Source organism: Promicromonospora sp. NPDC057488, assembly GCF_042802395.1.
GTDB lineage: Bacteria > Actinomycetota > Actinomycetes > Actinomycetales > Cellulomonadaceae > Promicromonospora.
On record NZ_JBHVEG010000011.1, the window covers coordinates 1 to 25,822 of the forward strand.

The following is a 25,822-nucleotide window of genomic DNA, read 5'->3' on the forward strand; positions in this document are numbered from 1 at the left end:
GGCCCGGAGACCGGGCCCGGCCCGCTCGGCTCAGGCGATGCCCGCGCCCTCGCCCGCGGGCGTGAGCACCCGGGCCAGCTGCTGCGCCTGGACGCTCAGCTCCGCGGCCTTGAACGCGTGCTCCTGGGTCATCGCGTTCTCGGTGCGCTCCAGGCAGTCGAGGATGAGCCGGCCGAAGTACGGGTAGCCCACGTTGCCCTTCGCGACGAGGTGGTGCTCGCCCTCGCCGTTGACCAGGAACACGTGGCCGGGGCCCTCGTCCGTGGCGACGTTCGTGTACTTGCGCAGCTCGATGTAGCCCTCGGTGCCCAGGATGAACGTGCGGCCGTCACCCCAGGTCCGCAGGCCGTCCGGCGTGAACCAGTCGACGCGGCAGTAGCCCGCGGCGCCGTTGTCCATGGCGATGTTGGCCTCGCCGAAGTCGTCCAGCTCCGGGTGCTCCGGGTGGTTGTAGTTGGCGATGGCCGCGTGCGTCACCGTCGCGTCCTTGGCGCCCGCGTAGTGCAGCATCTGCTCGAAGTTGTGGCTGCCGATGTCGCACAGGATGCCGCCGTACCTGTCCTTCTCGAAGAACCAGTCGGGGCGGCCGGTGCCGAGGCGGTGCGGGCCCAGGCCCATCACCTGCAGCACGCGGCCGATCGACCCGCGCTCGACGAGCTGGTCGGCCAGGACCGCCGCCTCGACGTGGATGCGCTCGGAGTAGTAGACGGCGTACTTGCGCCCCGTCCGAGCGGTGGCCTCGCGGGCCGCGGCGAGCTGGTCCAGCGTGGTCAGCGGAGCCTTGTCCGTGAAGTAGTCCTTGCCGGCCTCGATGGCGCGCAGGCCGAGGGCGGCGCGCTCCGACGTGACGGCGGCGCCGGCGACCAGCCGCACCTCGTCGTCGTCGAACACCTCGTCCTCGCTGCGCGCGACGCGCACGTCGGGGAACTTGGCGCGGAACGCCTCCACCTTCGCCGGGTCCGGGTCGTACACCCACTTCACGGTGCCGCCAGCGGCCTGGAGGCCCTCGGCCATGCCGTAGATGTGGCCGTGGTCGAGCCGCACCGCCGCGAACGGGAAGTCGCCCGCGCTCACCACGGGGTCCGGTACCGGCTCGGGCGCGTAGTTGGCGCCGCTGGTCGCGTTCATCAGTTTGCCTCCTGGTTGCTGCTGCCGACCGTGATCGCGCCGGGCAGGTCGCCCACCGACGCGGTCTTCTCGAAGAAGTGTGGCGCCCGTGCCACCAGCGTCCCCGTGCGGTAGTAGGGGTCGTCGGGCCGCAGCGGCAGGTCGACGGTGCGGCGCTCGATGCCCGCCTGGTAGATCGCGGTGACCAGCTCGACGGCGCGGCGGCCGTCGGCACCGGTGACCGCGGGGACGCGGCGGTCCCGCACCGCTTCGAGCGTGTCACCGATCTGGCCGTTGTGCCCCAGGTGGGCCAGCGGCTGCCGGGCCGCGGCCAGGGCCTCGATCTTCGCCACGCGCTCGGGGTTGCCGTCGGGTGACGGGAAGCCGTTGGGCGAGGCAGCCGAGGCCACCACCTTCCACGGCTGCGAGACGCGCGCGTCGCGGCCCTGCACCACGATCGCCTGCTCCTCGCCGTGGTGCACCACCGAGCTGGTCACCTCGGCCAGGGCGCGGTCGTACTGCAGCACCGCCACGGAGAGGTCCTCGACCTCGGCGTTCTCGTGCGCGGCGTTGGTGAGGACGGCGGTCACGGCGCGCGGGGCGCCGAGCATCCACTGGGTCAGGTCGAGGTGGTGGATCGCGTGGTTCAGCGTGCAGCCGCCGCCCTCCGACTCCCACGTGCCGCGCCACCACAGGTCGTAGTACGCCGTGCCGCGCCACCACGCCGAGTTCACCTGGACGTGCGAGACGGGCCCGGCGAGGCCCGAGTCCAGCACCTCCTTGAGGGTGGCCATGTCGTCGCGGAACCGGTTCTGCGCCACCACGGACAGCACGCGGTCGTGCTCGGCGGCGGCCGCGATCATCGCGTCGCACTCCTCCAGCGAGGGCGCCATCGGCTTCTCGACCAGCACGTCGACGCCGGCGCGCAGCGCCGTGATCGTCAGCTCCGCGTGGGTCGACGGCGGCGTCGTGATGCTCACCAGGTCGAGGTCCGGCTCGGCGGCCAGCAGCTCCTCGATGCTCTCGTAGGCCCGCGCCTCGGGCACCTGCAGCCGGGCGCGCTGCTCCGCGGCCTTGCCCGGGACGATGTCGCAGACCGCGACCACCTCGCACTCCTGCGCGAAGCGACGGTATCCCTCGGCGTGCGCACCGGCGATACCGCCGGTCCCGACGATGCCGATCTTGAGCATGCTTCCTCCGGTTGGCGTCCTGGACGACGACGGCACGGCGCCGGTCGCGCGGAGGCGGTGCGGCGTCGCACATCGCATCATACGTATGATGCGACGGTTCATCATCGTCATGTCCGGTGCGCGGGATGTCAAGGGCGGGTCGCCCGGCAGGTGCCGGCCGGCGGGGTGAGAACGCGCGGCGGGCTCAGGCCGCGGGATGCGGCAGCACGCCCGTCGACTCCCGCCACACCACCCGCTGCAGCGGGGCGGTCGGCGGCGGCGTCTCCTCGTCGCGGACTGCGGCGACCAGCCGGCGCATCGCGCGCCGGCCGGCCTCGACGAAGTCCACCGGGATCGTCGTGAGCGACGGCATCGTGTACGCGCTGAAGTCGGCGTCGTCCCAGCCGGTGACCACCAGGTCGCCCGGCACGGACCAGCCGCGCTCCGCCGCCCCGCGCAGCACGCCGAGCGCCACGTAGTCGTTGGCGGCGATCACGGCGAGCGGTGGCGCGTCGTCGGGCAGGGCGAGCACGGCGTCGCGACCGGCCTCCGGGGACCAGACGCCACCCACCACCCCGAGCGACTCCACACCGTGCCGCTCGACCTCGGCGAGGTAGACGTCACGGCGCGAGCGCGCCGACGCGAAGCGCTCGGGCCCGGCCACGTGCAGGAACCGGCGGTGGCCGGCATCGACGAGGGCCGCGATCACGGTGCCGAGCAGGCCGGCGTCGGCCAGCTCGCCGGTGGTGCGCAGCTGCTCGTCGAGGGCGGGCTCGGCCACGACGGGCGCGGCGTCGTCGTCGAGGTGGAGCGCCTCGGGGACTACCGGGAGGAACGTCAGCACGCCCTCGACCTGGCCGCCCCGGGCCAGGTCGACGACGCGCTCGGTGCGCGCCTCGGCGGTCCCGTCCACGCTGTGGGTGTCCACGGCGTAGCCCGCCTCGGCCGCGACCTCGGCGGCGCCGGTGAGCATGCGCAGCCGGTTGTCCACGGTCACGCCGGTGACGACGGCCAGCCGGCCCGAGCGCTGGGTGCGCATCGACCGCGCGGCGAGGTTGGGCCGGTAGCCCATCGACGCGGCGACCGCCAGCACGTGCTCGCGGGTGCGGGGGGCGATCGTGCCCTTGCCGGACAGGGCGTAGGAGACCGTCGACTGCGACACACCGGCGGCGCGCGCGACGTCGTGGCTGGTGGGCTGGCGGGCTGACATCGACACAGTGTCCCCTCTGGCCGCCGCCCGCCGCATCAGCTCGCCCGCGCGGCCGGCGGCGGGCCGGCCGGGACCGGCTCCTCGAACACGAGCAGCGTGTGCGTGTTCTCGATGCCGTTCATGCCCTGGATCTGGTCCAGGATCAGGTGCCGCAGGTCGGCGTTGTCGCGGGCGCGGACCAGCAGCACGAGGTCGAACTCCCCGCCGACCAGGCCGATGTGCTCGACACCCCGTAGGGTGCGCAGCGCCTCGCGGACCGAGCGCCACTCCGACTGCCGCAGGTTGACCGTCACGTAGGCCGACGTGCCCAGCCCGGCCAGCACCGGGTCGATGTCCGCGCGGTAGCCGCGGATCACCCCGCTGGCCTCCAGCCGCTGCACCCGGGCATAGGCGTTCGCGCGCGAGATGTGCAGCTTCTCGGCCAGCGCGCGCATGGACATCCGGCCGTCCGCGCGCAGCTCGTCGACGATGCGCTGGTCGACGTCGTCGAGGCCTCCTGCCACTTGTCTCGCTGCCACGCCCTCAGCCCCTTCCGCGCTGGACATTTGGATCGCGTTACCCAGCCATGACTGGACAGGTTCTCGGATCCTCGCCGTTGATGGAATCCGAATGGAAGTTTGACCAGTATATCTACATGGTGAGTGACGTAGATCTCATGCTCCCTACCCGGGAGCCGGTCATGCTGCTCGATCCGGAGGGCCGGCCGACCGCCGGCGACGGGGCAGCGCTGCCCACGGCGGACGAGCTGGTCAGGGGCCTCGCGGGCATGGTCGCGGCCCGCCGTTTCAACGAGCAGTCCTCGGTGCTGGTGCGGCAGGGCAGGCTGGCGGTGTACCCCTCCTCCTACGGGCAGGAGGCGTGCCAGGTCGCCGCCGCGCAGGTGCTCGACGACGGGGACTGGCTCTTCCCCACGTACCGGGACACCGCGGCCGCCGTCGCCCGCGGCGTCGACCCGGTCGAGGTGCTCGGGCTGCTCAAGGGCGACTGGCACTCGGGCTACGACCCGTACGAGCGCCGCGTGGCACCCCTGGCGACGCCGCTGGCCACGCAGCTCCCGCACGCCGTGGGGGTGGCGCACGCCGGGCGGCTGCGCGGGGAGTCCACCGTGGTGCTCGCGATGTGCGGCGACGGCGCCACCAGCGAGGGCGACTTCCACGAGGCGCTGAACTTCGCCGCCGTCTTCCGGGCGCCGGTCGTGTTCTTCGTGCAGAACAACCAGTACGCGATCTCGGTGCCGCTGTCCCGGCAGAGCGCCGCGCCCTCGCTGGCGCACAAGGGCGTGGGCTACGGCGTGCCCGGCGAGCTGGTCGACGGCAACGACCTCGCGGCGCTGCTGTCCGTGCTGTCCGCGGCGGTCGAGCGGGCACGGTCCGGGGCGGGACCACAGCTCGTCGAGGGCCGCACCTACCGCATGCAGGCCCACACCAACGCCGACGACGCGACCCGCTACCGCACCGACGACGAGGTCGCGGCCTGGGCGGACCGCGACCCGCTGCTGCGGCTGGACGCCTACCTGCGCGCGGAGGGCCTGCTCGACGACGCCAGGGCCGCCGCGCACGCCGACGCCGCCGACCGGCTCGCGCGGCACACCCGGGACGGCATCAACGTCGACGTCGTCCCGGACCCGGCGGACCTGTTCGCCCACGTCTACTCCCGCCCGACGCCGCAGCTCGCGGAGCAGCTCGCGCAGGTCAGGGACGAGCTGAGCCGGGACGAGCCGGGCTCCGACGAGCCCGGCACCGACACGCCCGGCGCGGACGCGCCGAACCGAGCGGAGGCCCGCTGATGACCAGCACGACGGTGGAGCACGAGACGCTCAGCACGGCCCAGGCGATCAACCGCGCGCTGCGGGACGCCATGACCGAGGACCCGACGGTGCTCGTGCTCGGCGAGGACGTCGGCGCGCTCGGCGGGGTCTTCCGGGTCACCGACGGGCTCACCGCCGAGTTCGGCGAGGACCGCTGCTTCGACACCCCGCTGGCCGAGGCCGGGATCGCGGGGTTCGCCGTGGGCCTGGCGATGAACGGCATGCGGCCCGTGATCGAGATGCAGTTCGACGCGTTCGCGTACCCCGCGTTCGAGCAGGTCGTGAGCCACATCGCCAAGATGCGGAACCGGACCCGCGGCCGCGTCGAGCTGCCCCTGGTCATCCGGGTCCCGTACGCCGGTGGCGTGGGCGGCGTCGAGCACCACAGCGACTCGTCCGAGTCCTACTACGCGCACACGCCCGGGCTGCACGTCGTGGCGCCGTCGAACCCCGCGGACGCCTACCGGCTGCTGCGCGCGGCGACCGCCTCGCCGGACCCGGTGGTCTTCCTCGAACCCAAGAAGCTCTACTGGGCCAAGGGCGAGGTCTCCTTCCGGGGTGGCGAGCCGGGCATCGGCACGGCCGTGGTGCGCCGCGAGGGCACCGACGCCACCCTCGTCGCGTACGGCCCGTCCGTACCGGTGGCGCTGGAGGCCGCCGAGGCGGCCGCGCGCGACGGCCGCAGCCTCCAGGTGGTGGACCTGCGCTCGATCGTGCCGTTCGACGACGCCACGGTCTGCGCGGCCGTCGAGTCGACCGGCCGCGCCGTGGTGATCGCCGAGGCCGCCGGGTTCGCCAGCGTCGCCTCCGAGATCGCGGCCCGGGTGAGCGAGCGCTGCTTCCACTCGCTCGCGGCGCCGGTGCGCCGCGTCACCGGGTTCGACATCCCGTACCCGCCGCCCAAGCTGGAGCACCTCCAGCTCCCGTCCGTGGACCGGATCCTCGACGCCGTCGACGACCTGCAGTGGGAGGACGCATGAGGGCCACCGCGACCGAGCAGACGTTCCTGCTGCCCGACCTCGGCGAGGGGCTCACCGAGGCCGAGGTGGTGCAGTGGCTGGTCGCCGCGGGGGACGTCGTCGCCGTCGACCAGCCGGTGGTCGAGGTCGAGACGGCCAAGTCCGTGGTCGAGGTGCCGTGCCCGTACGCCGGGCGGGTGGGCGTGCTGCACGCCGCCGAGGGGGAGTGCGTCGAGGTGGGGCGGCCGCTGATCACGATCGCGGCGGTGGGCGCGGAGGAGCCGGAGCCGCCGCCGGATCCTGTCGCGCCGACGCCGGATCCCGCCGCCGAGGCGTATCGCACCGAGGAGCAGGCCGGGTCCGGGAACGTGCTGGTCGGGTACGGGACGTCGGCGCATCCCGGGGCGGGACGGCGGCGTCGGCCCCGCGGGGTGCGGCCCGCGCCATTGGCTGCGCCGGCGCTCGCGCTGGCAGCTCCGGCCGAGCCGCTCGCCGTGGCCCCGGCCGCGCTCGCCGCCGGCGACGGCGCCGTCGCCTCCGGCGAGGGCCACGACAGCCGTCCCGTGCGCGTGATCTCCCCGATCGTGCGGCGGCTGGCCCGCGAGGCCGGGCTCGACCTGCGCGCGATCCCGCCGACGGGCGCGGGCGGCACCGTCACCCGGTCCGACGTGCGTGCCGCGATCGACCGCGCCCGGGCGGCGTCGGCCCCGATCGGGCTCTCGGCCGAGACCACATCCGGCGCCCCCGACGTCCCTGGCGAGCACCGCATCCCGCTCGGCGGCTTCCGGCGCGCGGCGTCCCGGGTGCTCTCCCGCAGCCGGGCCGAGATCCCCGAGGCGACGGTCTGGGTCGACGTCGACGCGACCGCCCTCTGGGACCTGCGCGAGGCCACCCGCCGGCCCGACGATCCCGGCCCGGGGCTGCTGGCCCACATCGCCCGGTTCGTCGTGTCCGCCCTGGCCGACCACCCCGTGCTCAACGCACGGTTCGACGCCGAGCGCGACGAGATCGTCGTGTCCGACACGGTCAACCTCGGCATCGCCGTCCAGGGCGAGGCCGGTCTGGTCGCCCCGGCCGTGCTCGGCGCCGACGCGCTGACCACGCGTGAGCTCGACGCGGCCCTGCGTGACCTCACCGCGCGCGCCCGCACGGGCCGGGCCACGCCCGAGGAGCTGGCCGCCGGCACGTTCACGCTGAACAACTACGGCAGCCTCGGCGTCGACGGCAGCGCCGCGATCATCAACCATCCCCAGGTCGCGATCCTGGGGTTCGGCCGCGTCATCGACCGGCCGTGGGTAGTGGACGGCCAGATCGTGCCGCGCAAGATCACCCAGATGTCCTTCGTCTTCGACCACCGGGTCTGCGACGGGGCGACGGCGGCAGGCTTCATGCGCCAGGTCGCGGACGCGATCGAGGACCCGCTCCCGGCGCTGGTCCGCCTCTGACGCCGTACTGAGCCGCGTTCAGCAGGCAGCGGGCGACCGCCACCGGAGGGCTGGTGGTCGCCCGCGGCCTGCTGAACGAGAGTCAGTCCGTGGGCCCCGGTGGGCCCGCCGGGTCAGCTGCCCGTGAAGCGGGGCGGGCGCTTCTCCTGGAAGGCGGCGAAGCCCTCCTGGTAGTCGCCCGTCTCGCTCAGGGTGCCCTGGGCCTCGTTCTCGTGCGCCACCGCCGCCCAGAACGCCACGCGCTCGTCGCGCAGCTCCGTGACCAGGCGCTTCGAGGCCAGGAACGCGCTGGTCGGCCCCTGTGCCACCCGCTCCACCCGGGTCCGCGTGAAGTCGAGCAGCTCCGGCCCCGGCACCGCCCGGGAGAACAGCCCGGCGGCTACCGCCTCGGCCCCGCTCATCAGCTCGCCCGTGTAGACCAGGTCGAGCGTGCGGTGCGCGCCCAGGCGGTCGAAGAACAGCGCGTGCCCGCCCGAGTCGAGCGTGGCCCCGAGGTTGGCGAACGGCGAGCCGATCTTCGCGTCGTCGGCCACGTAGACGACGTCGGTGGCGATCAGCAGGCCCAGGCCCACGCCCAGGCACGCGCCGTGCGCCGCCGCGAAGGTCGGCGCCGGGAACGCGGCCATGCGCCAGAGCAGCGGGGTCACCCGGTTGCGCAGGTAGCCCAGGGCGTCGTCCGTGCCCGGGTCGACGGCGGAGATGTCCCGGCCCGCGCAGAACGCCCGGCCCTCGCCCCGCAGCAGCAGCGCCCGCACCCCGGCCGCCTCGGCCTCGCGGTAGGCGTCGTCGAGCTCGGCCAGCGCGCCCTCGTCCAGGGCGTTCAGCCTGCCGGGGGCGTCGAGCACCACTTCCGCGACGTCGTCCTTGACGGTCAGCGTGATCATGAGTCGTAGTCCACGGAGATCTCCTTGCTGGTGGGGATCGCTTGACAGGTCAGCACGTACCCGCGGGCCAGCTCCTCGGGTTCGAGGGCGTAGTTCTCCGCCATCTCGACCGTGCCCGAGACCAGTTTGGCCCGGCACGTGCCGCACACGCCGCCCGCACACGCGAACGGCACGTCGCCGCGCACCCTCAGTGCCGCGTTGAGCACGCTCTCGCGCGCCCCGGCGGGGGTGGTCACGGTCGCCGTCGTGCTGTCGAGGCGGAACGAGATCGAGTGCGACTCCTCGTCCGGCGCGCCCCCGGCTGGCGGGACGCCCCGGGGCGCCGTCGGCCGGTCGGGGCGGCCCGTGGTGAACAGCTCGTGCCGCACGCGCTCCGGCGGCACGCCCAGGTCCGTCAGCACGGCGCGGCAGGCCTGCACCACCTCGAACGGCCCGCACAGGAACCACTCGTCCACGTCGTCGGGCCCGATCAGGGACGTCATGATGCGGCGCAGCCGCTCGGCGTCGAGCCGGCCCGACAGCAACTCGGCACCCCGGCGCTCGCGGGTGAGCACGTGGTGCAGGGCCAGCCGGGCGGGGTAGCGGTCCTTGAGGTCGGCGAGCTCGTCCACGAACATCGTGTCCGTGGTGGTCCGGTTGGAGTAGACCAGGTCGAACGTGCTGTCGGGCGCGGAGCCCAGCGTGTGCTCCACCAGCGACATCATCGGGGTGATGCCGGAGCCCGCCGCGATGCCGACCACGCGCCCACCGGTACCTGGCGGACGGTGCGACACGAACAGGCCCTCGGGGCTCATCACGTCCAGCGTCATCCCGGGCGCGAGGTGGTCGATCGCCCACGGCGAGAACAGCCCGCCCATGTCGCGCTTGATGCCCACCTTGAGCGACCCGGCCACCGGCGCCTGGCAGATCGAGTAGGTGCGGCGCACCTCCTCGCCCGCCACCCGGGCGCGGACGGCGATGTACTGCCCCGGCGCGTAGGTGTACGCCTCGGCCAGCTCGTCGGGGATCTCGAACGTCACCTCGACGGCGTCGGCCGTCAGCGGCCGTACGGCGGCCACGGTGAGCGGGTGGAACCGGGCCCGGCGCCGCGCGGGCGCGGCCGGCACGGGCGCGTCGGCGAGCGGCATCAGTGCTCCTTGAAGTGGTCGAAGGGCTCCTCGCAGCGCCGGCACACCCACAGCGCCTTGCACGACGTCGAGCCGAACCGCGTCAGCTCGCGCGTGTGCAGCGACCCGCACCGGGGGCACCGGATGCCCAGGTCCAGCGAGACGACGCCGCCCGCGCGCCGCGCCGGGGGCGCGATGCCGAACTCGGCGAGCTTGCGCCGGCCGGCGTCGCTCATCCAGTCGGTCGTCCACGCGGGGGAGAGCACCACGTTCACGCTGGCGCCCGGGAACCCGTGCTCGGCGAGCGCGACCACGACGTCGTCCCGGATCGCGTCGACGGCGGGGCAGCCCGAGTAGGTGGGCGTGATGTCCACGACCGGCGCCCCGTCCACGAAGCGCACGCCGCGCAGCACGCCCAGGTCCTCGATGGACAGCACCGGCACCTCGGGGTCGGTCACGGCAGCGGCGACGTCCCAAGCGGCCCGCTCGGGACCCGCCGCCGGGCGGGGCCGGGCGACCTGCTCGACGGGACCGCCGACGGCGCCCATCACCACACCGCCCCCGGATGCCGGCGGGCCAGCACCTGCATCTCCGCGAGCAGGGGGCCCAGCGCCTCGGAGTGCACGCCGAGCCGGCCGCCGCCGCGCAGCGCGGGCGCGGCCGGGACCTCCAGCTCGGCGCGCGCGAGCACCGGGAGCACCAGGGCGTCGAACGGCTCGCGCAGTCCGGCCGGCGCCACGGCGGCCCCGGGCACCGCGTCGGCCGCCGGGTCGGCGGCGAACAGCTCGTCCACGAAGGGCCAGACCGCCTCCAGCCCTGCCAGCGTCCGCCGGCGCGACTCCTCGGTGCCGAGCGCGAGGCGGACCGTCCACAGCGTGGCGTGGTCGAGGTGGTACGCCACCTCCTTCACGGCCTTGGCCGCGATCGCCGCCAGCGTCGCGTCGGCGCTGTGCACCAGGCCGCGGTACAGCGCCGTGAAGTACGCGGACACCACGAGCTGGCGCACGATCGTGCACGCGAAGTCGCCGTTCGGCCGCTCGAAGATCTGCCGGCACCGGAAGTCGGCCTCGTCCCGGAAGTACGCCAGGTCGTCCTCCGTCTGGTCCCACGCCGAGCCGGCGTAGGTCAGCAGGCTCCGGGCGTGCCCGAGCGTGTCGAGCGCGATGTTCCCGAGCGCGACGTCCTCCTCCAGCTCCGGGGCGCTCGCGATCCACGAGCCCAGGCGCTGCGCGAGCACCAGGGCGTCGTCGCCCAGGCCGAGCGCGTACCGCGCGACGTCGTCGGCGGCGCGGACCGGGCTGTCCTGCTCGGCCACGGAGGCGGCGATCGCCTCGGGCGTGAGGACCGTGGACGAGGGCTGGGGCGGGTTCGGCATGGCTCTCCATCGAGCGTCGGGCGGGTACTGGATCTGGACCGGCGGTACTGGACTCAGAGGTGCGGCACGGCCTGGGAGGCCGTGTAGTAGGTCGCGTGCCGGAAGTCCTTCCCGCGCGGCGACTCGAAGTAGGCGTCCTTCGCGTCGGGGTCGGACGCCGTGATCGCGGCGGCGGGCACGACCCAGATCGAGACGCCCTCGCTGCGGCGGGTGTAGAGGTCGCGGGCGTTGCGCACGGCCAGCTCGGCGTCCGGTGCGTGCAGCGACCCGGCGTGCACGTGGGACAGGCCGCGCGACGAGCGCACGAACACCTCCCACAGGGGCCAGGTCTCCCGACGTCGTTCCTCGGTCATGAGGCGATCCGTTCGTTCGTCGCGGTGCGCTCGGCGTACGCCCGGGCGGCCTCCCGGACCCACTCGCCCTCGGCGTGGGCGGCCCGGCGCCTGGCCAGGCGCAGCGAGTTGGCCTGCCCGTTCCCGTGCAACACGTCCTGGAACTCGGCCCAGTCGAGCTCGCCGAAGTCGTGGTGGCCCCGCTCCTCGTTCCAGCGCAGGTCCGGGTCCGGCAGCGTGATCCCGAGGATCTCGGCCTGGGGCACGATCATGTCGACGAACCGCTGGCGCAGCTCGTCGTTGGAGAAGCGCTTGATCTTCCACGCCATGCTCTGCCGCGAGTTGGGCGACTCGGCGTCGGGCGGGCCGAACATCATCAGTGCCGGCGCGTACCAGCGGTTCACCGACTCCTGCGCCATGGCCTGCTGCTCGTCGGTGCCGTTCATCAGCGCCAGCAGGATCTCGAAGCCCTGCCGCTGATGGAACGACTCCTCCTTGCAGATGCGCACCATCGCCCGCCCGTACGGGCCGTAGGACGCGCGGCACAGCGGCACCTGGTTGGCGATCGCGGCGCCGTCCACCAGCCAGCCGATCGAGCCCATGTCGGCCCAGGACGGCGCGAGGTAGTTGAAGATCGAGGAGTACTTGGCCTTGCCGGAGTGCAGCGCGTCGAGCATCTCGTCGCGGGTGGTGCCGAGCGTCTCGGCCGCCGAGTAGAGGTAGAGCCCGTGCCCGGCCTCGTCCTGCACCTTGGCCATGAGGATCGCCTTGCGCTTGAGGCTGGGCGCGCGCGTGATCCAGTTGCCCTCGGGCTGCATGCCGATGATCTCGGAGTGCGCGTGCTGCGACATCTGCCGCACCAGCGCCTTGCGGTACGCCGGGGGCATCCAGTCGGTGGGCTCGATCCGCTTGTCCTCGGCGATGAGGGCGTCGAACGCCGCGAGCCGCGCGGCCTCACGTGCGGCGGCCGCGGGATCAGCCGTGGGCGGGTCTTCTGCGGGCATGCCGCCTCCTGCGCTGGAGTCCTACTTACCGATCGTTCAGTCAGGCTAGCACCGGGGTGGGCGCGGCGGCAACGGCCTCCCGGTCGGTTAGGTTGGCTCGCATGGATCAACCGGCAGACGCCCCCGCACCCGCCCGACGCGGCGGCAACGGGCGCGCCGGGCGCGTGGCCTACGACCTGGACGCGGTGCTGGCCGTCGCCGTGCAGGCGTTCAACGAGCGTGGGTACGACGCCACGTCGATGGGCACGCTCGCGGAGCGCCTCGGCACCAGCAAGTCCGCGATCTACTACCACGTCAGCGGCAAGCAGGAGCTGCTGCGGCTCGCGCTGGAGCGCGCGCTCGGCAACCTGGAGCGGCTCCTGGAGGAGCCCGACGCGGGCGAGGCGACGCCCGACGCCGACGCCACCGCCCTGGACCGCCTCGAACGTGTCATCCGCGGCGCCGTGCGGGTGCTGGTCGAGGAGCTGCCCTTCGTGACGCTCCTGCTCCGGCTGCGCGGGAACACCGAGATCGAGCGCGAGGCGCTCGCGCGCCGCCGCGAGTTCGACCACGCGGTGGCGCGCCTGGTCGAGGAGGCCGTCGCGGACGGCGCCCTGCGCTCCGACGTCGACCCGCGCACCGCGACCCGGCTGCTCTTCGGCATGGTCAACTCCCTGGTCGAGTGGTACCGCCCCGGCGGCGGGCTCACCGCCGACCAGCTCGCCGACGCCGTCGTCGCCATGGCGTTCGAGGGACTGCGCGCCTAGCCCACCCGCCGCCCCCGGCGGTGCGCTCTTGAACCAGGACCGTGCGCGTGCCATGCTGCCATCTACAGAACGAACGGTCAGTAAGTAGCGCATCGACGCTACGCCGGTGCGACCCAAGGTGATGAGGCCATGCCAGCACTGCGGCGCGTGGAGGACCGCGCGGACCGCCTGCATGTCCGGCTCGACCGGCCCGAGGTGCGCAACGCCATCGATCGGGCGATGGTCGACGAGCTGCACGAGGTCTGCGCCGAGCTGGAGGCCACCCCGCGCATCCTGGTCCTGTCCGGGACGGAGCGCGTCTTCGCCGCCGGGGCCGACATCGCGGAGCTGCGCGAGCGCGGCCGCGACGACGCGCTCGCCGGCATCAACTCGCGGCTGTTCGTGCGGATCGCGGCGCTGCCCATGCCGGTGATCGCCGCCGTCGACGGCTGGGCGCTGGGCGGCGGCGCCGAGCTGGCCTACGCCGCGGACTTCCGGCTCGCCGGCGAGAACGCGCGGTTCGGCCAGCCCGAGGTGGGGCTCGGCATCATGGCCGCCGCGGGCGCCACCTGGCGGCTGCGGGAGCTCGTCGGCGAGACGCTCGCGCTGGAGATCCTGCTCGCCGGCCGCGTGCTCGACGCTGCCGAGGCCCTGGCGGCCGGCCTGGTCAGCGCCGTCCACGCGCCGTCGGACCTGCTGAAGGCGGCCGACCTGCTCGCGGACCGCATCGCCGAGCAGGACCCGACGGCGGTGCGCTTCACCAAGCGGGCCTTTCGCGCCCCGCGGGCGGCGCACCCCGAGGTCGACGACCTCGCGCAGTCCGTGCTGTTCGAGTCGCCTGCGAAGCACGAGCGGATGACCGCCTTCCTGGACCGGAGGAAGCCATGACGCTGCCGCGGACCATCGGCGTGGTGGGCGGCGGCCGGATGGGCGCCGGGATCGCCCACGCCTTCCTGCTCGCGGGCGCCCACGTGGTCGTCGTCGAGCGGGACGCCGAGGCCGCGGCCCGGGCGCGCGCGGCGCTGGAGCGGGTCGTGACCGCCAGCGTCGAGCGGGGGTCCACCCCGCGCACCGCGGCCGAGCTGCTGGAGCGGGCGAGCGTGACCACCGCCGTCGCGGACCTCGGCCCCGCGGGCCTCGTGGTCGAGGCCGTGCCCGAGGACCTCGCGACCAAGGCCGACGTGCTGGCCCGGGTCGAACGGGTGGTCTCGCCGGTCACCTGGCTGGCGAGCAACACCTCCTCGCTGTCCGTCGACGTGCTCGCGGGCCACCTGGAGCGGCCCGAGCGCTTCGTCGGGCTGCACTTCTTCAACCCGGTGCCCTCGTCCGCGCTCGTGGAGATCGTGCGCGGCACGGACACCGTCCCGGTGCTCGTCGAGGAGGCCGCCGCCTGGGTGGCCGCGCTCGGCAAGACGTCGATCGTCGTGTCCGACTCCCCGGGCTTCGCGAGCTCGCGCCTGGGCGTGGTGATCGCGCTGGAGGCGATCCGCATGGTCGAGGAGGGCGTCGCCACGCCCGACGACATCGACGCCGCGATGGTGCGCGGCTACCGGTTCCCGGTCGGGCCGCTGCGGCTGACCGACCTGGTCGGCCTCGACGTGCGGCTCGGCATCGCGGAGCACCTGGAGCGCGAGCTGGGGGAGCGGTTCGCCGTACCGCCGCTGCTGCGCGAGATGGTCGCCCAGGGGCACCTGGGGCGCAAGACCGGTCAGGGGTTCTTCACGTGGGACGAGTGACATCGCCTGAGCACGAGACACGTTCGGACAATGGAGAGGAAGCGTCATGACCGCGACGGAGACCCCGGTTCGCCAGCTCGACAGCTACGTCCTCGGGGCGTGGCAGCGCCCGCCGTCGGACGGCGACGGGCAGGTGGTGCGCGACGCCGCGACCGGCGAGCCGATCGTGTCGGTCGCCGCCGGCGGGATCGACCTCGGGGCCGTCGTCGAGTACGGCCGGACCGTCGGCCAGGCGGCGCTCGGCGCGCTGACGTTCCACCAGCGGGCGCTCCTGCTCAAGCGGCTGGCGCAGCACCTGACCGGCGTCAAGGACGGCCTGTACGAGGTGAGCCTGCGCACGGGCGCGACCGTGCGGGACAGCGCGGTCGACATCGACGGCGGCATCGGCGTGCTGTTCACCTACGGGTCCAAGGGGCGCCGGGAGCTGCCCAACGCGCAGGTGCTGGTGGACGGGCCGCCGGAGAACCTGTCGCGCGACGGCTCGTTCGGCGGCCAGCACGTGCGGCTGCGTCGCCCGGGCGTCGCCTTCCAGGTCAACGCCTTCAACTTCCCCGTGTGGGGCATGCTGGAGAAGTTCGCGCCGGCCTTCCTCGCGGGGGTGCCCACGATCGTCAAGCCCGCGTCGGCCACGGCATATCTCGCCGAGGCCGCGGTGCGCGCGATCGTGGACTCGAGCATCCTCCCCGAAGGCTCGCTCCAGCTCGTCAGCGGCCCGGCCCGCGGGTTCCTGGACTTCCTGGACGTGCGCGACGCCGTGGGCTTCACCGGCTCGGCCTCCACGGCGCGCGTGCTCGCGGTCGACGACGCCGTGATCCGCCGGGGCGTGCACCTCACCGCCGAGACGGACTCGCTGAACGCCGCCCTGCTCGGCCCCGACGCGGAGCCGGGGAGCCCGGAGTTCACGGCGTTCGTCGCGTCCGTGGTCACCGAGATGACCGTGAAGGCCGGGCAGAAGTGCACCGCGATCCGCCGGGTGATCGTCCCGGCCGACCGCGAGGACGCTGTGATCGAGGCCGTGCGCGAGCGGATCGCGCAGCGCGTCGTCGTGGGCGACCCGCGGGCCGAGGGTGTCACGATGGGCGCCCTGGCGAGCGCCGCGCAGAAGGCGGAGGTGCTGCGCAGCGTCCGCGAGCTCGTCGCGGGCGGCGGGCAGATCGTGGTCGGCGACCTCGCCGAGCCCGAGGTGGTGCACGCCGACGGCACCCGGGCGCCCGCGCCCGACGGCGCGTTCGTCGCGCCCCTGCTGCTGCGGTTCGCCGACCCCGACGCGCCCGCCGTGCACGACGTCGAGGCCTTCGGCCCGGTCGCGTCGGTGCTCGGCTACCGCGACCTGGACGACGCCGTCCGGCTGGCGAACCTGGGCGGCGGCTCGCTCGTGGCCACCGTCGCGTCCGCCGACCCCGAGGTGGTGCGGCACCTCGTGACGGGTATCGCTCCGCTACACGGTCGTGTGCTGGTACTCGACCGCGACGACGCGCGGTCCTCCACCGGCCACGGCTCGCCGGTGCCGCACCTGGTGCACGGCGGCCCGGGCCGCGCCGGCGGGGGTGAGGAGCTGGGCGGCGTCCGCGCCGTCGAGCACTACATGCAGCGCACCGCGGTGCAGGGCACGCCCGCCGCGCTGACGGGGCTGACCGGCCGCTGGCGGGCGGGCGCGCCGTCGCGCACCGACGCGGGGCACCCCTTCCGCCGGTCGCTCGCGGAGCTGCGGATCGGCGACGCCGTCGAGTCCGAGCCGCGCGAGGTCACGCTCGACGACATCACGCACTTCGCCGACTTCACGGGCGACACGTTCTACGCCCACACCGACGAGGAGGCGGCCGCGGCCAACCCGTTCTTCCCGGGGCGGGTGGCGCACGGGTACCTGCTCGTGTCGTTCGCGGCGGGCCTGTTCGTGGACCCCGCGCCCGGCCCGGTGCTGGCGAACTACGGCCTGGAGAACCTGCGGTTCCTCACCCCGGTCTCGCCCGGGGACACGATCCGCGTGCGGCTGACGGCGGCCCAGATCACGCCGCGCGAGGACGAGGAGTACGGCGAGGTGCGCTGGGACGCCGTGCTCACCAACCAGCGCGACGAGCAGGTGGCGACCTACGACGTGCTGACGCTGGTGGCCAAGGAGTAGGCCCCCGGGCCCAGAGGTTTTTGGGCGCACGGTTGGGCCGCCGGGCCGTCGTCCTCTACCCGGCTGGTCCATACCGTGAATGAATGACCAGTGACGCCGGGGTGAACGCGAGCCGTCGGGCAGGGGTGCCGCCGCGCACCCGCCGTCCCGGGCGCGAGGCCGGGCAGGCGCTCACCGAGTACGTCGCGGTGATCGGCCTCCTGCTGCTGATCGTCGGCATCGTGTTCGCCGCTGCCACCCCGGTGGCCGCGGACATCGGCGAGCAGTGGCTGTGCGCGGTCGACCCCATCGTCAAGGAGGAGGGCGCCGAGAACTGCGTCGACGACGACGGCGGCCCCGGGGAGCCGGGCGACGCCCCGAGCCCCGGCGACGACTACAGCCCGCCGTCGGGCGACTGCGAGGACGACGTCACCTTCGACTTCGTGGACAGGCCCGACTCCCAGTGGGACACCGCCGTCGTGCAGATCGACTGCGTCTGGTATCCCGGCCCCACCATCTGCTTCTCCGCCAACATGCCGGACGGGCACCTGGACCGGGACACCGAGGACCAGGTGTACCTGGAGAGCGAGATCCAGGACTTCGTCGACTGCGTGCTCGACGGCCGGGGCGAGCCCAAGGACGACCCGAACGACGAGTCGTGCGTCAACACGATGCCCACCAGCGAGGAGTTCGACGAGGACGCGCCGCCGAAGGTGCAGGTGGGCTGCCGCGAGTACCCGGTGCCGAAGGGCTGCGAGGCCGAGTGGGCCGCCTACAAGGACGCCGAGCCGGGCAAGGAGCGGGCCGCGCGCTCCGGGGAGCTGGCCAACTGCATCACCGAGAAGTACAAGTCGATGGAGCCGACCTGCGTGGTCCAGGCCACGGGGCACGTGGACAGCTCCGAGATCCAGTTCCTGTTCTTCCGGTGGGGCGACAGCAACGGCACGCTCATCGAGAAGCTGGGCGACGGGCGCATCCGCATCCACATCCTGACCGGGGTGGAGGTGGGCGCCGGCGTGAGCGGCAGCGACGTGGGCGGCTCGCCGGTCAGCTTCGACATCGCCGGCATCACCGGGTACGGGACCGACAAGACGTACGAGTTCACGGACATGCAGAAGGCCCAGGACTGGATCAACTGGTACAAGCGCTACGACCTGGCCAAGTCCATCGTCTACAGCGGCGGCGGCCGCAACTGCCCGCCGAACATGAGCTACTGCCCGCCGCCGCCCGACCACATGCCCGACATCGGCGACGTGCAGGACCTCCAGGACGAGGAGCCCGAGCACCACGAGCTGGCCGAGGCGGACAGCGACATCAAGAAGGTGAAGCTCAAGGGCGGCCTCAGCCTGACGGGCAAGAACGGGCCGTTCTCCCTGACGGGCAGCGTCGAGGGCGGCTACGAGGGCGAGGTCCAGGTCGAGGACCGGCGCTGGTCGGACGGCAGCCGCACGGCCACCTACACGTCGTCCGACATCGGGGGGTTCCTGATCGGGGCGTCGCTGGGCGGCAAGAAGCCGTTCACGAAGGACAAGGACGGCAAGGAGACCAGCTCCGGCTCGGGGTCCGGCTCGGGCTCGGTGGGCATGGAGTGGAAGGGCACCACCAGCACGACGGCGGCCTGGGACAAGGAGGGCAAGCTCTCCAAGCTGATCATCTCGATGGACGACCAGGTGATGCGCACCCTGGCCAAGGCCGGCATCGACCTGTCCGTGGCGCTGCCGTACGGCTTCGCGGTGAACGGCGGCTACAGCAGCTCCGAGGAGGAGGGGACCATCTCCAAGCGCGAGCTGATCATCGACTTCAACCAGTACCCGGAGCTGCGCGAGAAGCTCGGCCCGAAGATCGACGAGGTGTTCCCCCGGGACAAGGAGGGCAACCTGGTCAAGGACGACGTCGAGATCAACGGGCAGGACGAGGAGGGCGGCGAGCTGTTCGAGGCCGCCGAGGACTACGCCAACGTCCGGGAGCTCACCTACGACGCCACCCGCTCGACCGAGGGCGGCAGCGGCGGGCTGACGTGGCAGGGGCTCGACCTGTTCAAGGTGTCGTTCACCTCGGTGGACGAGGAGCAGATCCTGTCGGAGTCGTCGTTCGAGGTGACCGACGTGGACGGCAACAAGCAGAAGGTCTCGCCGGCGCCGCAGTGCAAGGCCAAGGACTTCGAGCAGCCGCCCGCCTACTACAGCGACGACTTCTCGGACCCGCCCACGCAGATGGGGCCGCAGAGCCACGACATCGGCACCGAGTACGTGGACAACAAGTCGCCCAAGTTCACCGAGGGCACCTACCCCGGCACCGACTACGACGGCGACGTGCCGGGCGACCGGGCCGAGCGGGTGCACTCGCTGCTGGACGAGTACTCCGCGGCGTTCCCGGACAAGAACATCCTGGTGGTCAAGGACTTCGGCAACTTCAACTTCAGCGGCCTGTTCGGGTTCGTGCACCTGGCCACCGTCGACGGGATGGACGTCATCGGGATCAACCAGGGCACGGTGAAGAACAAGGGCGACGGCGGCTGGATCAACTGGGGGTTCACGGGCAACTACGACTACGACCCGGACACCAAGACCGTGAAGTTCAAGCAGCCGTGAGCGGGCGGGTGAAACCTTCCCGGGCTCTGGGCCCGTGGCCCCACTGTGTGGTGCCGCGGGCCCATGACCTGCGGTTTCGGCGCGAATCTGTACGCCGACGGGACGTTTCCCGGACAGTTCGAGTTCACAGTCCCGACCTAGTTTTCGAGCATGACCAGACGAGATCGCGAGGCGGGACAGGCGCTCACCGAGTACGTCGCGGTCATCGGTCTGCTGTTGCTGGTGGTCGGCATCGTGTTCGCCGCGGCGACCCCGGTGGCGGCCGACGTCAGCGAGCAGTGGCTGTGCGCGGTCGACCCGATCGTCAAGGAGGAGGGCGCCCAGGGCTGCGTCGACGACGACGGGACGGGGGACCCCGGTGACCCGGGGAGCACCCAGGGCCCCGGCGACCACTACAGCCCGCCCACGGGCGACTGCGAGGACGACGTGACCTTCGACTTCGTGGACAAGCCCGACTCCCAGTGGGACACCGCCGTCGTGCAGATCGACTGCGTCTGGTACCCGGGCCCCACCATCTGCTTCTCCGCCAACATGCCCGAGGGGCACCTGGACCGCCCCCGGGAGGACCGCGTCTACCGCGAGGACGAGATCCAGGACTTCGTGGACTGCGTGCTCGACGGGCGCGGCGAGCCCAAGGACGACCCGGACGACGAGTCGTGCGTCAACACGCTGCCCACCAGCGAGGAGTTCGACGAGGACGCCCCGCCGAAGGTGCAGGTGGGCTGCCGCGAGCTGCCCGTGCCCAAGGGCTGCGAGAAGGAGTGGGCGGCCTACGAGGACGCCGAGCCCGGCAAGGATCGCGCCGCCCGGGCGGGCGAGCTGGCCAACTGCGTCACGGAGAAGTACGGCTCCATGGAGCCGCCGTGCGTCGTGGAGGCCACGGGGCACGTGGACAGCACCAACATCCAGTTCCTGTTCTTCCGCTGGGGCGACAGCAACGGCACGCTCATCGAGAAGCTGGGCGACGGGCGCATCCGCATCCACATCCTCAAGGGCGTGGAGTTCGGCGTCGGCGCCAGCGGCAGCGACGTGGGCGGCACGCCGATCGCCTTCGACATCGCGGGCATCACCGGCTACGCCGAGGACTACACCTACGAGTTCACGGACATGCAGAAGGCCCAGGACTGGATCAACTGGTACAAGAAGTACTCCCTGTCGGCGGAGATCGTGGCCTCCCCGCCGACGCACTGCCCGCCGCCGCACATGAGCACCTACTGCCCGCCGCCCCCGGACCACATGCCCGACGTCGGCGACGTGATGGACCTCCAGGACGAGGAGCCCGACCACCACCTGGTCGCCACCTCCACGAGCGACGTCAAGAAGGTCAAGCTCAAGGGCGGCCTCAAGTGGGGCAAGGGCGTCGGCCCCGTCGAGCTCAAGGGCATCGTCGAGGGCGGCTACGAGGGCGAGATCCAGGTCGAGGACCGGCAGTGGTCGGACGGCTCGATGACCGCCACCTACACGTCGTCCGACATCGGCGGGTTCCTGATCGGGGCCGAGCTGTCCGGCAAGCAGCCCTTCACCAAGAAGAACGACAAGGAGACCAGCTCCGGCAAGGGGAAGGGCAAGGGCCAGGTCGGCATGGAGTGGAAGGGCACCACCAGCACCTCGGTGGTCTGGAACAAGGACGGCGAGCTCTCCCGGCTCACCATCGCCATGGACGACCAGGTGATGAAGACGCTCTACAAGGCCGGCATCGACATCGACGTGGTGCTGCCGTACGGCTTCAAGGCGACCGGCGGGTACAGCAAGTCGGAGGAGGAGGGGACGCTCTCCAGGACCGAGCTGATCATCGACTTCAACCAGTACCCGGAGCTGCGCGAGAAGCTCGGCCCCAAGATCGACGAGATCTTCCCCCGCAACGACGACGGCACCCTGAAGAAGGGCGACGTCGAGATCAACGGCGAGGACGAGGAGGGCGGCGAGCTGTACGAGGCCGCCGAGGACTACGCCAACGTGCGCGAGCTCAAGTACGACATGGACAAGGTCACCGAGGGCGGCGGGTACGGCCTCAAGTGGGAGGGCCTGGACCTGTTCAAGGTCGACTTCACCTCCGTCGACGAGAACCGCACGCTGTCGGAGTCGTCGTTCGAGGTGACCGACGTGGACGGCAACAAGCAGACCACGTCGCCGGCGCCGCAGTGCCGGGCCAAGGACTTCGAGGCCCCCGACGACTACTACACGACCGAGTTCTCCGCCCCGCCGACGCCGACGTTCAGCGGCGGCAAGAGCTTCGGCAACCCATGAGCCCCCGCTACGCCTGGGCCCCGGCCGTCAGGACGACCCGGCTGCCGGGGCGCAGGCCCCAGCGCTCGAAGCTCCCGGTGGGCGCCTCGAGCACCTGGGTCACGCCCCTGCGGGGGCGGGTCACGGCCCACGGGCGCAGCACCTGGGCGTGCACCACCTCGCCGTCCGCCGAGAGCAGGGCGACGTCGAGCGGCACGCGCATCCACGCGCCGTGCACCGACGAGCACGGGGAGAGCAGCAGGGCCTCGGGCAGCACGCGCCGGAACAGCAGGCCGCGGGCGCGGGTCAGGGCGGTGTCGGCGACCTCGACGCCGGCCACGGGCCGGTCGTCCACCAGGAGCTGGATCGAGTTCACGAGCAGGAGCGTAGCGCGCTCATATGAGCGTCCACATACGGGAAAACGCTCAGAAGTGAAATTCATCCGTCCTAGATATATACGTATATGAGCAAAATTAGTACAGTCCGTGATGTCCGCGTGGTTGTACGCGGATGCTTGTGACGATTGTGAGGGGGCACCGTGCAGGTCATCGCGATCGGCGGTCCGGGGGGAACGCACCGGGGGGTCGGCCGGGCGGAGCGCACGCTGGGGGACGTCGTCGAGGCCGTCGCCCGGTTCTCCGCGGACGACGTGGTGCTGGCCACCCGGGACGACGCCGCCCGGCGGGTGGCCCGCTCGGCCCGCCTGGTGCTCGGCCCCGAACGGCTCGGCGTGCTGCACGTCGAGGCCCCCGTCACCGCGTGGGCGGTCATGCTGGCGGGCCTCGCCTCGCCGGGCCTGACGGCGTCGTCCGCGAGGGTGGTGGCCGACGAGGTGCTCTCGCGGACCAGCACGCGGGTGCTGCTGTCCAGCGTGGCCGCGCTGCACCGCCCGACGCCGACGTTCCGCCAGCACGCGGGCAGCTACCTGCCGCGCACGGCGTTCGTGGTGGACCCGGGGCGCGGCTCGCAGCCCGGCTCCGTGCGCCGCTTCCGCGGCGACCTCGGGGTGCCCGGCGGCGGCGCCCTGCTCGTCGCGGCCCGGTCCGCGCGGCCCGTCGTGCCGGACGAGGACGGCGGCCTGCTGCCCCGGGAGCCCGACACCGAGCTGGCCGGCGCCGAGGCGGGCTGGTCCGCCGCGCGCTGGCTGGAGGTGTCGACCATCGCCGGCTCGCTGGAGACGGCCGTCGCGAGCGCGCTCGCCCGGTCCTACCTCTGGGGCGCCTGCGACGCGTGCGGCCGGGCCGTCGCGCAGTCGTGCATCTTCTGCGACATCGCGGAGCGCCGGGCCCGCGTCGAGACCAGGGCCGGCGCGCAGGCCGGCCCGCACACCGAGACACAGGGAGTGGTCAGTTGAACCCGCGTCAGCGCCGGGGAGTGTTCTTCCTCGTCGTCACCTCGATCCTGGCGGTCGCCGTGTTCGTCGGCGTCCTCTACTACGTGCGCACCGTGAGCTCGCAGGTGGGGCCCATGGTCACCGTGCTCCAGCTCAACCGGTCGGTCGACGCCCTGGAGCCCGTCGACGAGGACATGCTGGACCGCGTCCGGGTCCCGGAGCGCTGGGTCCCGGACACGGCCGTGCGCAGCGCGGACGCCGCCGACGGGCTCGTCGCGGCCACCTCGTTCGACAAGGGCTCGCTCCTGCAGTCCGGGATGCTGATCGAGCGGCCGGGCGTGCAGCCGGGGTTCCGCGAGGTCGCGATCATCGTGGACGCCGAGACCGGCGTGGCCGGCAAGGTCGAGCCCGGCGACCACGTGGACATCATCGCCACGATGGACGGCGCCAAGGACGAGAAGCCGGTCTCGCGGGTCTGGGTGTCCAACGTGCTGGTCCTGGAGGTCGGCATCCCGCGCACGGTCGAGGCCTCGGACAGCCTGGAGATGCGCAGCGGGCTGCCGGTGACGTTCGCGCTGAGCACCGAGGACGCGCTGACCCTGGCCTACGTCGAGTCCTTCTCGGTGAAGATGCGGCTGGCCCTGCGCGGCGCGGGCGACGAGGACATGCTCCCCGAGCAGCAGCGCGTGTACGACGGCGCGATCCCGAAGTCGGAGGGCTGAGCATGGTCACCAAGGTGCTGCTCGCGACGCCGGCGCACGAGGTCCGGGACCACCTGGGCCACATCTTCGCGGAGTCCGACGGGTTCGAGCTCGCGGCCGCGGTGTCCGACGGCGCGGGCGTGCTCACGGCGCTGGACCGGCAGCCGGACATCGAGATCGTGGTGGTGGACGAGGCCGCCGACGACGGGCACGGGCACGCCGTGGCCCGCAGCGTCGGCCTGGCCACGCCGCTGACCGGCATCGTCATGGTCGTGGACGCGCACGGCCCCACCGAGATGAGCCGGGCGATGGCCGCGGCGATGGAGGTCGGCGCGCGGTCGGTGATCGCCCGGAACGCGGGCCTGGAGGAGGTGCTGACCCGGCTGGAGGCGGTGGCCTCGTGGTCGGCGATGGCGCGCGCCTCGATCGCCGCGGAGCGCAACGGCGGCCGCAGCGGGCAGGTCGTCGCGATCGCCGGGGCCAAGGGCGGCGTCGGGACCTCCGTGCTGTCCCTGCTCCTGGCGCGGGCCGGGCGCACGAACGACACCCTCCTGGTGGACCTGGACCTCGGGGCCGGTGACCTCACCGCCTACACCGGGGTGCGGACCCGCCGCTCGGTGGTGGACCTGGCCGCGGTGGAGGGCGAGGTCACCGGGCGCATGCTGCGCGAGACCACCTACGAGGTACCCGGCGGCCTGCGGCTGCTGCCCGCCCCGGCCGAGGGCGAGCGGGCCGAGGCGATGACGCCCGCCGCCGTCCGGTCGATCGTGAGCGCCCTGCGGTTCGAGTCCGGCCTGGCCGTGATCGACGTCGGTACCCACCTGGACGAGCCGCGGGCCACGGCCCTGGAGTTCGCGGACCGCGTGCTGCTGGTGACCACCCCGGACCTGCCGTCCCTGCGAGCCGCGCGCCGCAGCCTGGCGCAGTGGGACCGGCTGGCCGTCCGGCGCCCGGCGACGGTCGAGCTGGTGCTCAACCGGCGCACCCCGCGCGACGAGGTGACGCCCGCCCTGGTGGAGCGCATCGTGGAGCGGCCCATCGCGTTCACCGTGCCCGACGGCGGCACCACGTTCGCGGGCGCGGTCAACACGGCCACGCTGCTGGAGACGCCCACGCCCGTGCACACCGCCGTGGCGGAGGTCGGGGTCGCGGCGATCCGCCCCCAGGCGGCCGCCGCGCGCGAGAGCACGCCCGACGGGCCCACCGAGGTCGAGTCGCTGGTCGCGGGCTCGGGACGGCGGGCGGGCAAGCGGCCGGGGCGGCGCAAGGGCGCCGACCCCGAGGCCGGCCAGGCCACCGCCGAGCTGCCCGTGGTCATCCTGATGGTGCTCATGGTGGTGCTGCTGTGCGTGCAGGGCATCGGGTGGGCCTCCGGCCTGCTCGCGGCGCGGGCCGCCGCCCAGGAGGGAGCCCGCACGGTCGGCGTCCTCGGGTACTACGACGCGCTGGGCCAGCCCCGGGACGACGTCGTCGACCGGGTGCGCGACGACGTGCGCGAGCAGCTCCCGGGACAGTTCCGCGCCGCCGTCGGCGACTCCGACATCGAGGTGTCGCCGCAGGAGGTCAGCGTGCGCGTGACCGTCTCGACGATCCTGCCGGGCGTGGACCTGTCGGCGTCGTCGTCCGCCGCCGTCTACCGGGAGGGCTGAGATGGCCTCGGGGACGCGGCGCGACCGGGGGCAGGCGACCGTCGAGCTCGTCGGCGTCGTGCTCGCGATGGTGCTGGTCGCGCTGCTGGCGATCCAGGGGATCACCGTGGCGCAGACGGCGTCGATCGCGCAGGAGGCCGCCCGCAACGGCGCCCGGGCCCTGAGCGTCGGCGGCAACCCGCACGCCGAGGCGGAGCGGGCGGTCCCGGACGGGCTGACGGTCCGCGAGATCCAGGTCGCCGTCGACGACGGCACGGCCCGCGTGCGGGTCACGGTCACGGCGCCGCTGGGGCTGGCGGGCATGAAGGTGGTCGACGTCGCGCTGACCCGCACCGCCGCGTTCCCGGTGGACGGCTGAGGGG

At 73.1% G+C, this 25,822-nt stretch carries 24 protein-coding genes; 13 read left to right on the top strand and 11 right to left on the bottom strand.

From position 1 onward, the window contains the following. Window positions 1–30: 30 nt before the first annotated feature. From ACFU5G_RS03900 to ACFU5G_RS03915, 4 genes are all read right to left on the bottom strand, one after another. Complete coding sequence (locus ACFU5G_RS03900; protein WP_377240980.1) at window positions 31–1,128, bottom strand: Gfo/Idh/MocA family protein; 1,098 nt, start codon at window positions 1,126–1,128, stop codon at window positions 31–33. After that, on the bottom strand, window positions 1,128–2,297 hold the full coding sequence (locus ACFU5G_RS03905) for a Gfo/Idh/MocA family protein (protein ID WP_377240982.1): 1,170 nt from the start codon (window positions 2,295–2,297) through the stop codon (window positions 1,128–1,130). Before ACFU5G_RS03905 ends, ACFU5G_RS03900 begins: the two co-directional genes overlap by 1 nt. A gap of 184 nt (window positions 2,298–2,481) precedes the next feature. After that, the gene (locus ACFU5G_RS03910) at window positions 2,482–3,486 is read right to left on the bottom strand and encodes a LacI family DNA-binding transcriptional regulator (protein ID WP_377240984.1); all 1,005 of its coding nucleotides are present in this window, start codon (window positions 3,484–3,486) and stop codon (window positions 2,482–2,484) included. Window positions 3,487–3,521: 35 nt separating this feature from the next. Beyond that, window positions 3,522–4,004: an Lrp/AsnC family transcriptional regulator gene (locus tag ACFU5G_RS03915; protein WP_377240986.1), complete on the bottom strand. Its 483-nt coding sequence runs from the start codon at window positions 4,002–4,004 to the stop codon at window positions 3,522–3,524. A 116-nt stretch (window positions 4,005–4,120) separates the two neighbouring features. On the opposite strand from ACFU5G_RS03915, the gene ACFU5G_RS03920 reads away from it, so the two are divergent. Genes ACFU5G_RS03920 through ACFU5G_RS03930 form a run of 3 tightly spaced genes read left to right on the top strand, consistent with a single transcriptional unit; the run spans window position 4,121 to window position 7,697 of the window. Next, a complete protein-coding gene (locus ACFU5G_RS03920) occupies window positions 4,121–5,272 on the top strand; it encodes a thiamine pyrophosphate-dependent dehydrogenase E1 component subunit alpha (protein ID WP_377240988.1) in 1,152 nt (383 codons plus the stop codon). Continuing rightward, window positions 5,272–6,273: an alpha-ketoacid dehydrogenase subunit beta gene (locus tag ACFU5G_RS03925; protein ID WP_377240990.1), complete on the top strand. Its 1,002-nt coding sequence runs from the start codon at window positions 5,272–5,274 to the stop codon at window positions 6,271–6,273. Before ACFU5G_RS03920 ends, ACFU5G_RS03925 begins: the two co-directional genes overlap by 1 nt. After that, complete coding sequence (locus tag ACFU5G_RS03930; RefSeq protein WP_377240992.1) at window positions 6,270–7,697, top strand: dihydrolipoamide acetyltransferase family protein; 1,428 nt, start codon at window positions 6,270–6,272, stop codon at window positions 7,695–7,697. Before ACFU5G_RS03925 ends, ACFU5G_RS03930 begins: the two co-directional genes overlap by 4 nt. A gap of 113 nt (window positions 7,698–7,810) precedes the next feature. On the opposite strand, the gene ACFU5G_RS03935 is transcribed toward ACFU5G_RS03930, so the two are convergent. Genes ACFU5G_RS03935 through paaA form a run of 6 tightly spaced genes read right to left on the bottom strand, consistent with a single transcriptional unit; the run spans window position 7,811 to window position 12,398 of the window. Continuing rightward, window positions 7,811–8,581, bottom strand: coding sequence for an enoyl-CoA hydratase/isomerase family protein (locus tag ACFU5G_RS03935; protein ID WP_377240994.1), 771 nt, complete (start codon window positions 8,579–8,581; stop codon window positions 7,811–7,813). After that, window positions 8,578–9,708 (bottom strand): 1,2-phenylacetyl-CoA epoxidase subunit PaaE, encoded by a 1,131-nt coding sequence (paaE, locus tag ACFU5G_RS03940; RefSeq protein ID WP_377240996.1) that lies wholly within the window; start codon window positions 9,706–9,708, stop codon window positions 8,578–8,580. Before paaE ends, ACFU5G_RS03935 begins: the two co-directional genes overlap by 4 nt. Beyond that, the gene (paaD, locus tag ACFU5G_RS03945; RefSeq protein WP_377240998.1) at window positions 9,708–10,235 is read right to left on the bottom strand and encodes a 1,2-phenylacetyl-CoA epoxidase subunit PaaD; all 528 of its coding nucleotides are present in this window, start codon (window positions 10,233–10,235) and stop codon (window positions 9,708–9,710) included. The genes paaE and paaD overlap by 1 nt, the downstream gene beginning before the upstream one ends. Further along, window positions 10,235–11,062 (bottom strand): 1,2-phenylacetyl-CoA epoxidase subunit PaaC, encoded by an 828-nt coding sequence (gene paaC / locus ACFU5G_RS03950; protein ID WP_377241000.1) that lies wholly within the window; start codon window positions 11,060–11,062, stop codon window positions 10,235–10,237. Before paaC ends, paaD begins: the two co-directional genes overlap by 1 nt. A 53-nt stretch (window positions 11,063–11,115) precedes the next feature. Continuing rightward, on the bottom strand, window positions 11,116–11,415 hold the full coding sequence (gene paaB / locus ACFU5G_RS03955) for a 1,2-phenylacetyl-CoA epoxidase subunit PaaB (RefSeq protein ID WP_377241002.1): 300 nt from the start codon (window positions 11,413–11,415) through the stop codon (window positions 11,116–11,118). After that, on the bottom strand, window positions 11,412–12,398 hold the full coding sequence (paaA, locus tag ACFU5G_RS03960) for a 1,2-phenylacetyl-CoA epoxidase subunit PaaA (RefSeq protein ID WP_377241004.1): 987 nt from the start codon (window positions 12,396–12,398) through the stop codon (window positions 11,412–11,414). The genes paaB and paaA overlap by 4 nt, the downstream gene beginning before the upstream one ends. Before the next feature lie 101 nt (window positions 12,399–12,499). Here paaA and ACFU5G_RS03965 point away from each other — a divergent pair, with 101 nt between their 5' ends. The 6 genes from ACFU5G_RS03965 to ACFU5G_RS03990 all read left to right on the top strand — a co-directional run bounded on the left by ACFU5G_RS03965 (window position 12,500) and on the right by ACFU5G_RS03990 (window position 21,798). Then, window positions 12,500–13,144 carry a TetR/AcrR family transcriptional regulator gene (locus ACFU5G_RS03965; RefSeq protein ID WP_377241006.1) on the top strand — a complete coding sequence of 215 codons (645 nt, stop codon included), beginning with the start codon at window positions 12,500–12,502 and terminating at the stop codon, window positions 13,142–13,144. 129 nt (window positions 13,145–13,273) lie between these two features. Next, the gene (locus ACFU5G_RS03970; RefSeq protein ID WP_377241008.1) at window positions 13,274–14,011 is read left to right on the top strand and encodes an enoyl-CoA hydratase/isomerase family protein; all 738 of its coding nucleotides are present in this window, start codon (window positions 13,274–13,276) and stop codon (window positions 14,009–14,011) included. Next, complete coding sequence (locus tag ACFU5G_RS03975) at window positions 14,008–14,859, top strand: 3-hydroxyacyl-CoA dehydrogenase family protein (protein ID WP_377241010.1); 852 nt, start codon at window positions 14,008–14,010, stop codon at window positions 14,857–14,859. Before ACFU5G_RS03970 ends, ACFU5G_RS03975 begins: the two co-directional genes overlap by 4 nt. Window positions 14,860–14,905: 46 nt before the next feature. Next, complete coding sequence (gene paaZ, locus ACFU5G_RS03980) at window positions 14,906–16,981, top strand: phenylacetic acid degradation bifunctional protein PaaZ (protein WP_377241012.1); 2,076 nt, start codon at window positions 14,906–14,908, stop codon at window positions 16,979–16,981. An 83-nt stretch (window positions 16,982–17,064) separates the two neighbouring features. Then, window positions 17,065–19,551, top strand: a complete 2,487-nt coding sequence (locus ACFU5G_RS03985; protein WP_377241014.1) for a hypothetical protein — start codon at window positions 17,065–17,067, stop codon at window positions 19,549–19,551. 150 nt (window positions 19,552–19,701) lie between these two features. Beyond that, entirely contained in the window at window positions 19,702–21,798 is a 2,097-nt protein-coding gene (locus tag ACFU5G_RS03990; protein WP_377241016.1) for a hypothetical protein, read from the top strand. A 7-nt stretch (window positions 21,799–21,805) separates the two neighbouring features. Here the strand turns inward: ACFU5G_RS03990 and ACFU5G_RS03995 are convergent, their stop codons facing one another. Continuing rightward, window positions 21,806–22,153, bottom strand: a complete 348-nt coding sequence (locus ACFU5G_RS03995; protein WP_377241018.1) for a DUF192 domain-containing protein — start codon at window positions 22,151–22,153, stop codon at window positions 21,806–21,808. Window positions 22,154–22,315: 162 nt separating this feature from the next. On the opposite strand from ACFU5G_RS03995, the gene ACFU5G_RS04000 reads away from it, so the two are divergent. The 4 genes from ACFU5G_RS04000 to ACFU5G_RS04015 are packed head-to-tail and all read left to right on the top strand — an operon-like array spanning window position 22,316 to window position 25,818. Next, window positions 22,316–23,131, top strand: coding sequence for a hypothetical protein (locus ACFU5G_RS04000; protein ID WP_377241020.1), 816 nt, complete (start codon window positions 22,316–22,318; stop codon window positions 23,129–23,131). Then, window positions 23,128–23,832, top strand: coding sequence for a Flp pilus assembly protein CpaB (gene cpaB, locus ACFU5G_RS04005; RefSeq protein ID WP_377241022.1), 705 nt, complete (start codon window positions 23,128–23,130; stop codon window positions 23,830–23,832). Before ACFU5G_RS04000 ends, cpaB begins: the two co-directional genes overlap by 4 nt. A gap of 2 nt (window positions 23,833–23,834) precedes the next feature. Further along, window positions 23,835–25,460: a hypothetical protein gene (locus ACFU5G_RS04010; protein ID WP_377241024.1), complete on the top strand. Its 1,626-nt coding sequence runs from the start codon at window positions 23,835–23,837 to the stop codon at window positions 25,458–25,460. 1 nt (window position 25,461) lies between these two features. Next, complete coding sequence (locus ACFU5G_RS04015) at window positions 25,462–25,818, top strand: TadE/TadG family type IV pilus assembly protein (protein WP_377241026.1); 357 nt, start codon at window positions 25,462–25,464, stop codon at window positions 25,816–25,818. The last annotated feature ends 4 nt before the right edge of the window (window positions 25,819–25,822 follow it).

Excerpts from the sequence above, each read along its gene's own strand:
- paaC (WP_377241000.1), bottom strand. The coding sequence starts at position 11,062 with ATGCCGAACCCGCCCCAGCCCTCGTCCACGGTCCTCACGCCCGAGGCG.
- ACFU5G_RS04015 (WP_377241026.1), top strand. The coding sequence starts at position 25,462 with ATGGCCTCGGGGACGCGGCGCGACCGGGGGCAGGCGACCGTCGAGCTC.
- paaB (WP_377241002.1), bottom strand. The coding sequence starts at position 11,415 with ATGACCGAGGAACGACGTCGGGAGACCTGGCCCCTGTGGGAGGTGTTC.
- ACFU5G_RS03920 (WP_377240988.1), top strand. The coding sequence starts at position 4,121 with ATGGTGAGTGACGTAGATCTCATGCTCCCTACCCGGGAGCCGGTCATG.
- paaE (WP_377240996.1), bottom strand. The coding sequence starts at position 9,708 with ATGCCGCTCGCCGACGCGCCCGTGCCGGCCGCGCCCGCGCGGCGCCGG.
- ACFU5G_RS03900 (WP_377240980.1), bottom strand. The coding sequence starts at position 1,128 with ATGAACGCGACCAGCGGCGCCAACTACGCGCCCGAGCCGGTACCGGAC.
- ACFU5G_RS03985 (WP_377241014.1), top strand. The coding sequence starts at position 17,065 with ATGACCAGTGACGCCGGGGTGAACGCGAGCCGTCGGGCAGGGGTGCCG.
- ACFU5G_RS03975 (WP_377241010.1), top strand. The coding sequence starts at position 14,008 with ATGACGCTGCCGCGGACCATCGGCGTGGTGGGCGGCGGCCGGATGGGC.
- ACFU5G_RS03905 (WP_377240982.1), bottom strand. The coding sequence starts at position 2,297 with ATGCTCAAGATCGGCATCGTCGGGACCGGCGGTATCGCCGGTGCGCAC.
- ACFU5G_RS03910 (WP_377240984.1), bottom strand. The coding sequence starts at position 3,486 with ATGTCAGCCCGCCAGCCCACCAGCCACGACGTCGCGCGCGCCGCCGGT.
- ACFU5G_RS03930 (WP_377240992.1), top strand. The coding sequence starts at position 6,270 with ATGAGGGCCACCGCGACCGAGCAGACGTTCCTGCTGCCCGACCTCGGC.
- ACFU5G_RS03925 (WP_377240990.1), top strand. The coding sequence starts at position 5,272 with ATGACCAGCACGACGGTGGAGCACGAGACGCTCAGCACGGCCCAGGCG.
- paaA (WP_377241004.1), bottom strand. The coding sequence starts at position 12,398 with ATGCCCGCAGAAGACCCGCCCACGGCTGATCCCGCGGCCGCCGCACGT.
- ACFU5G_RS03970 (WP_377241008.1), top strand. The coding sequence starts at position 13,274 with ATGCCAGCACTGCGGCGCGTGGAGGACCGCGCGGACCGCCTGCATGTC.
- ACFU5G_RS03965 (WP_377241006.1), top strand. The coding sequence starts at position 12,500 with ATGGATCAACCGGCAGACGCCCCCGCACCCGCCCGACGCGGCGGCAAC.
- paaD (WP_377240998.1), bottom strand. The coding sequence starts at position 10,235 with ATGGGCGCCGTCGGCGGTCCCGTCGAGCAGGTCGCCCGGCCCCGCCCG.
- ACFU5G_RS03990 (WP_377241016.1), top strand. The coding sequence starts at position 19,702 with ATGACCAGACGAGATCGCGAGGCGGGACAGGCGCTCACCGAGTACGTC.
- paaZ (WP_377241012.1), top strand. The coding sequence starts at position 14,906 with ATGACCGCGACGGAGACCCCGGTTCGCCAGCTCGACAGCTACGTCCTC.
- ACFU5G_RS04010 (WP_377241024.1), top strand. The coding sequence starts at position 23,835 with ATGGTCACCAAGGTGCTGCTCGCGACGCCGGCGCACGAGGTCCGGGAC.
- ACFU5G_RS03935 (WP_377240994.1), bottom strand. The coding sequence starts at position 8,581 with ATGATCACGCTGACCGTCAAGGACGACGTCGCGGAAGTGGTGCTCGAC.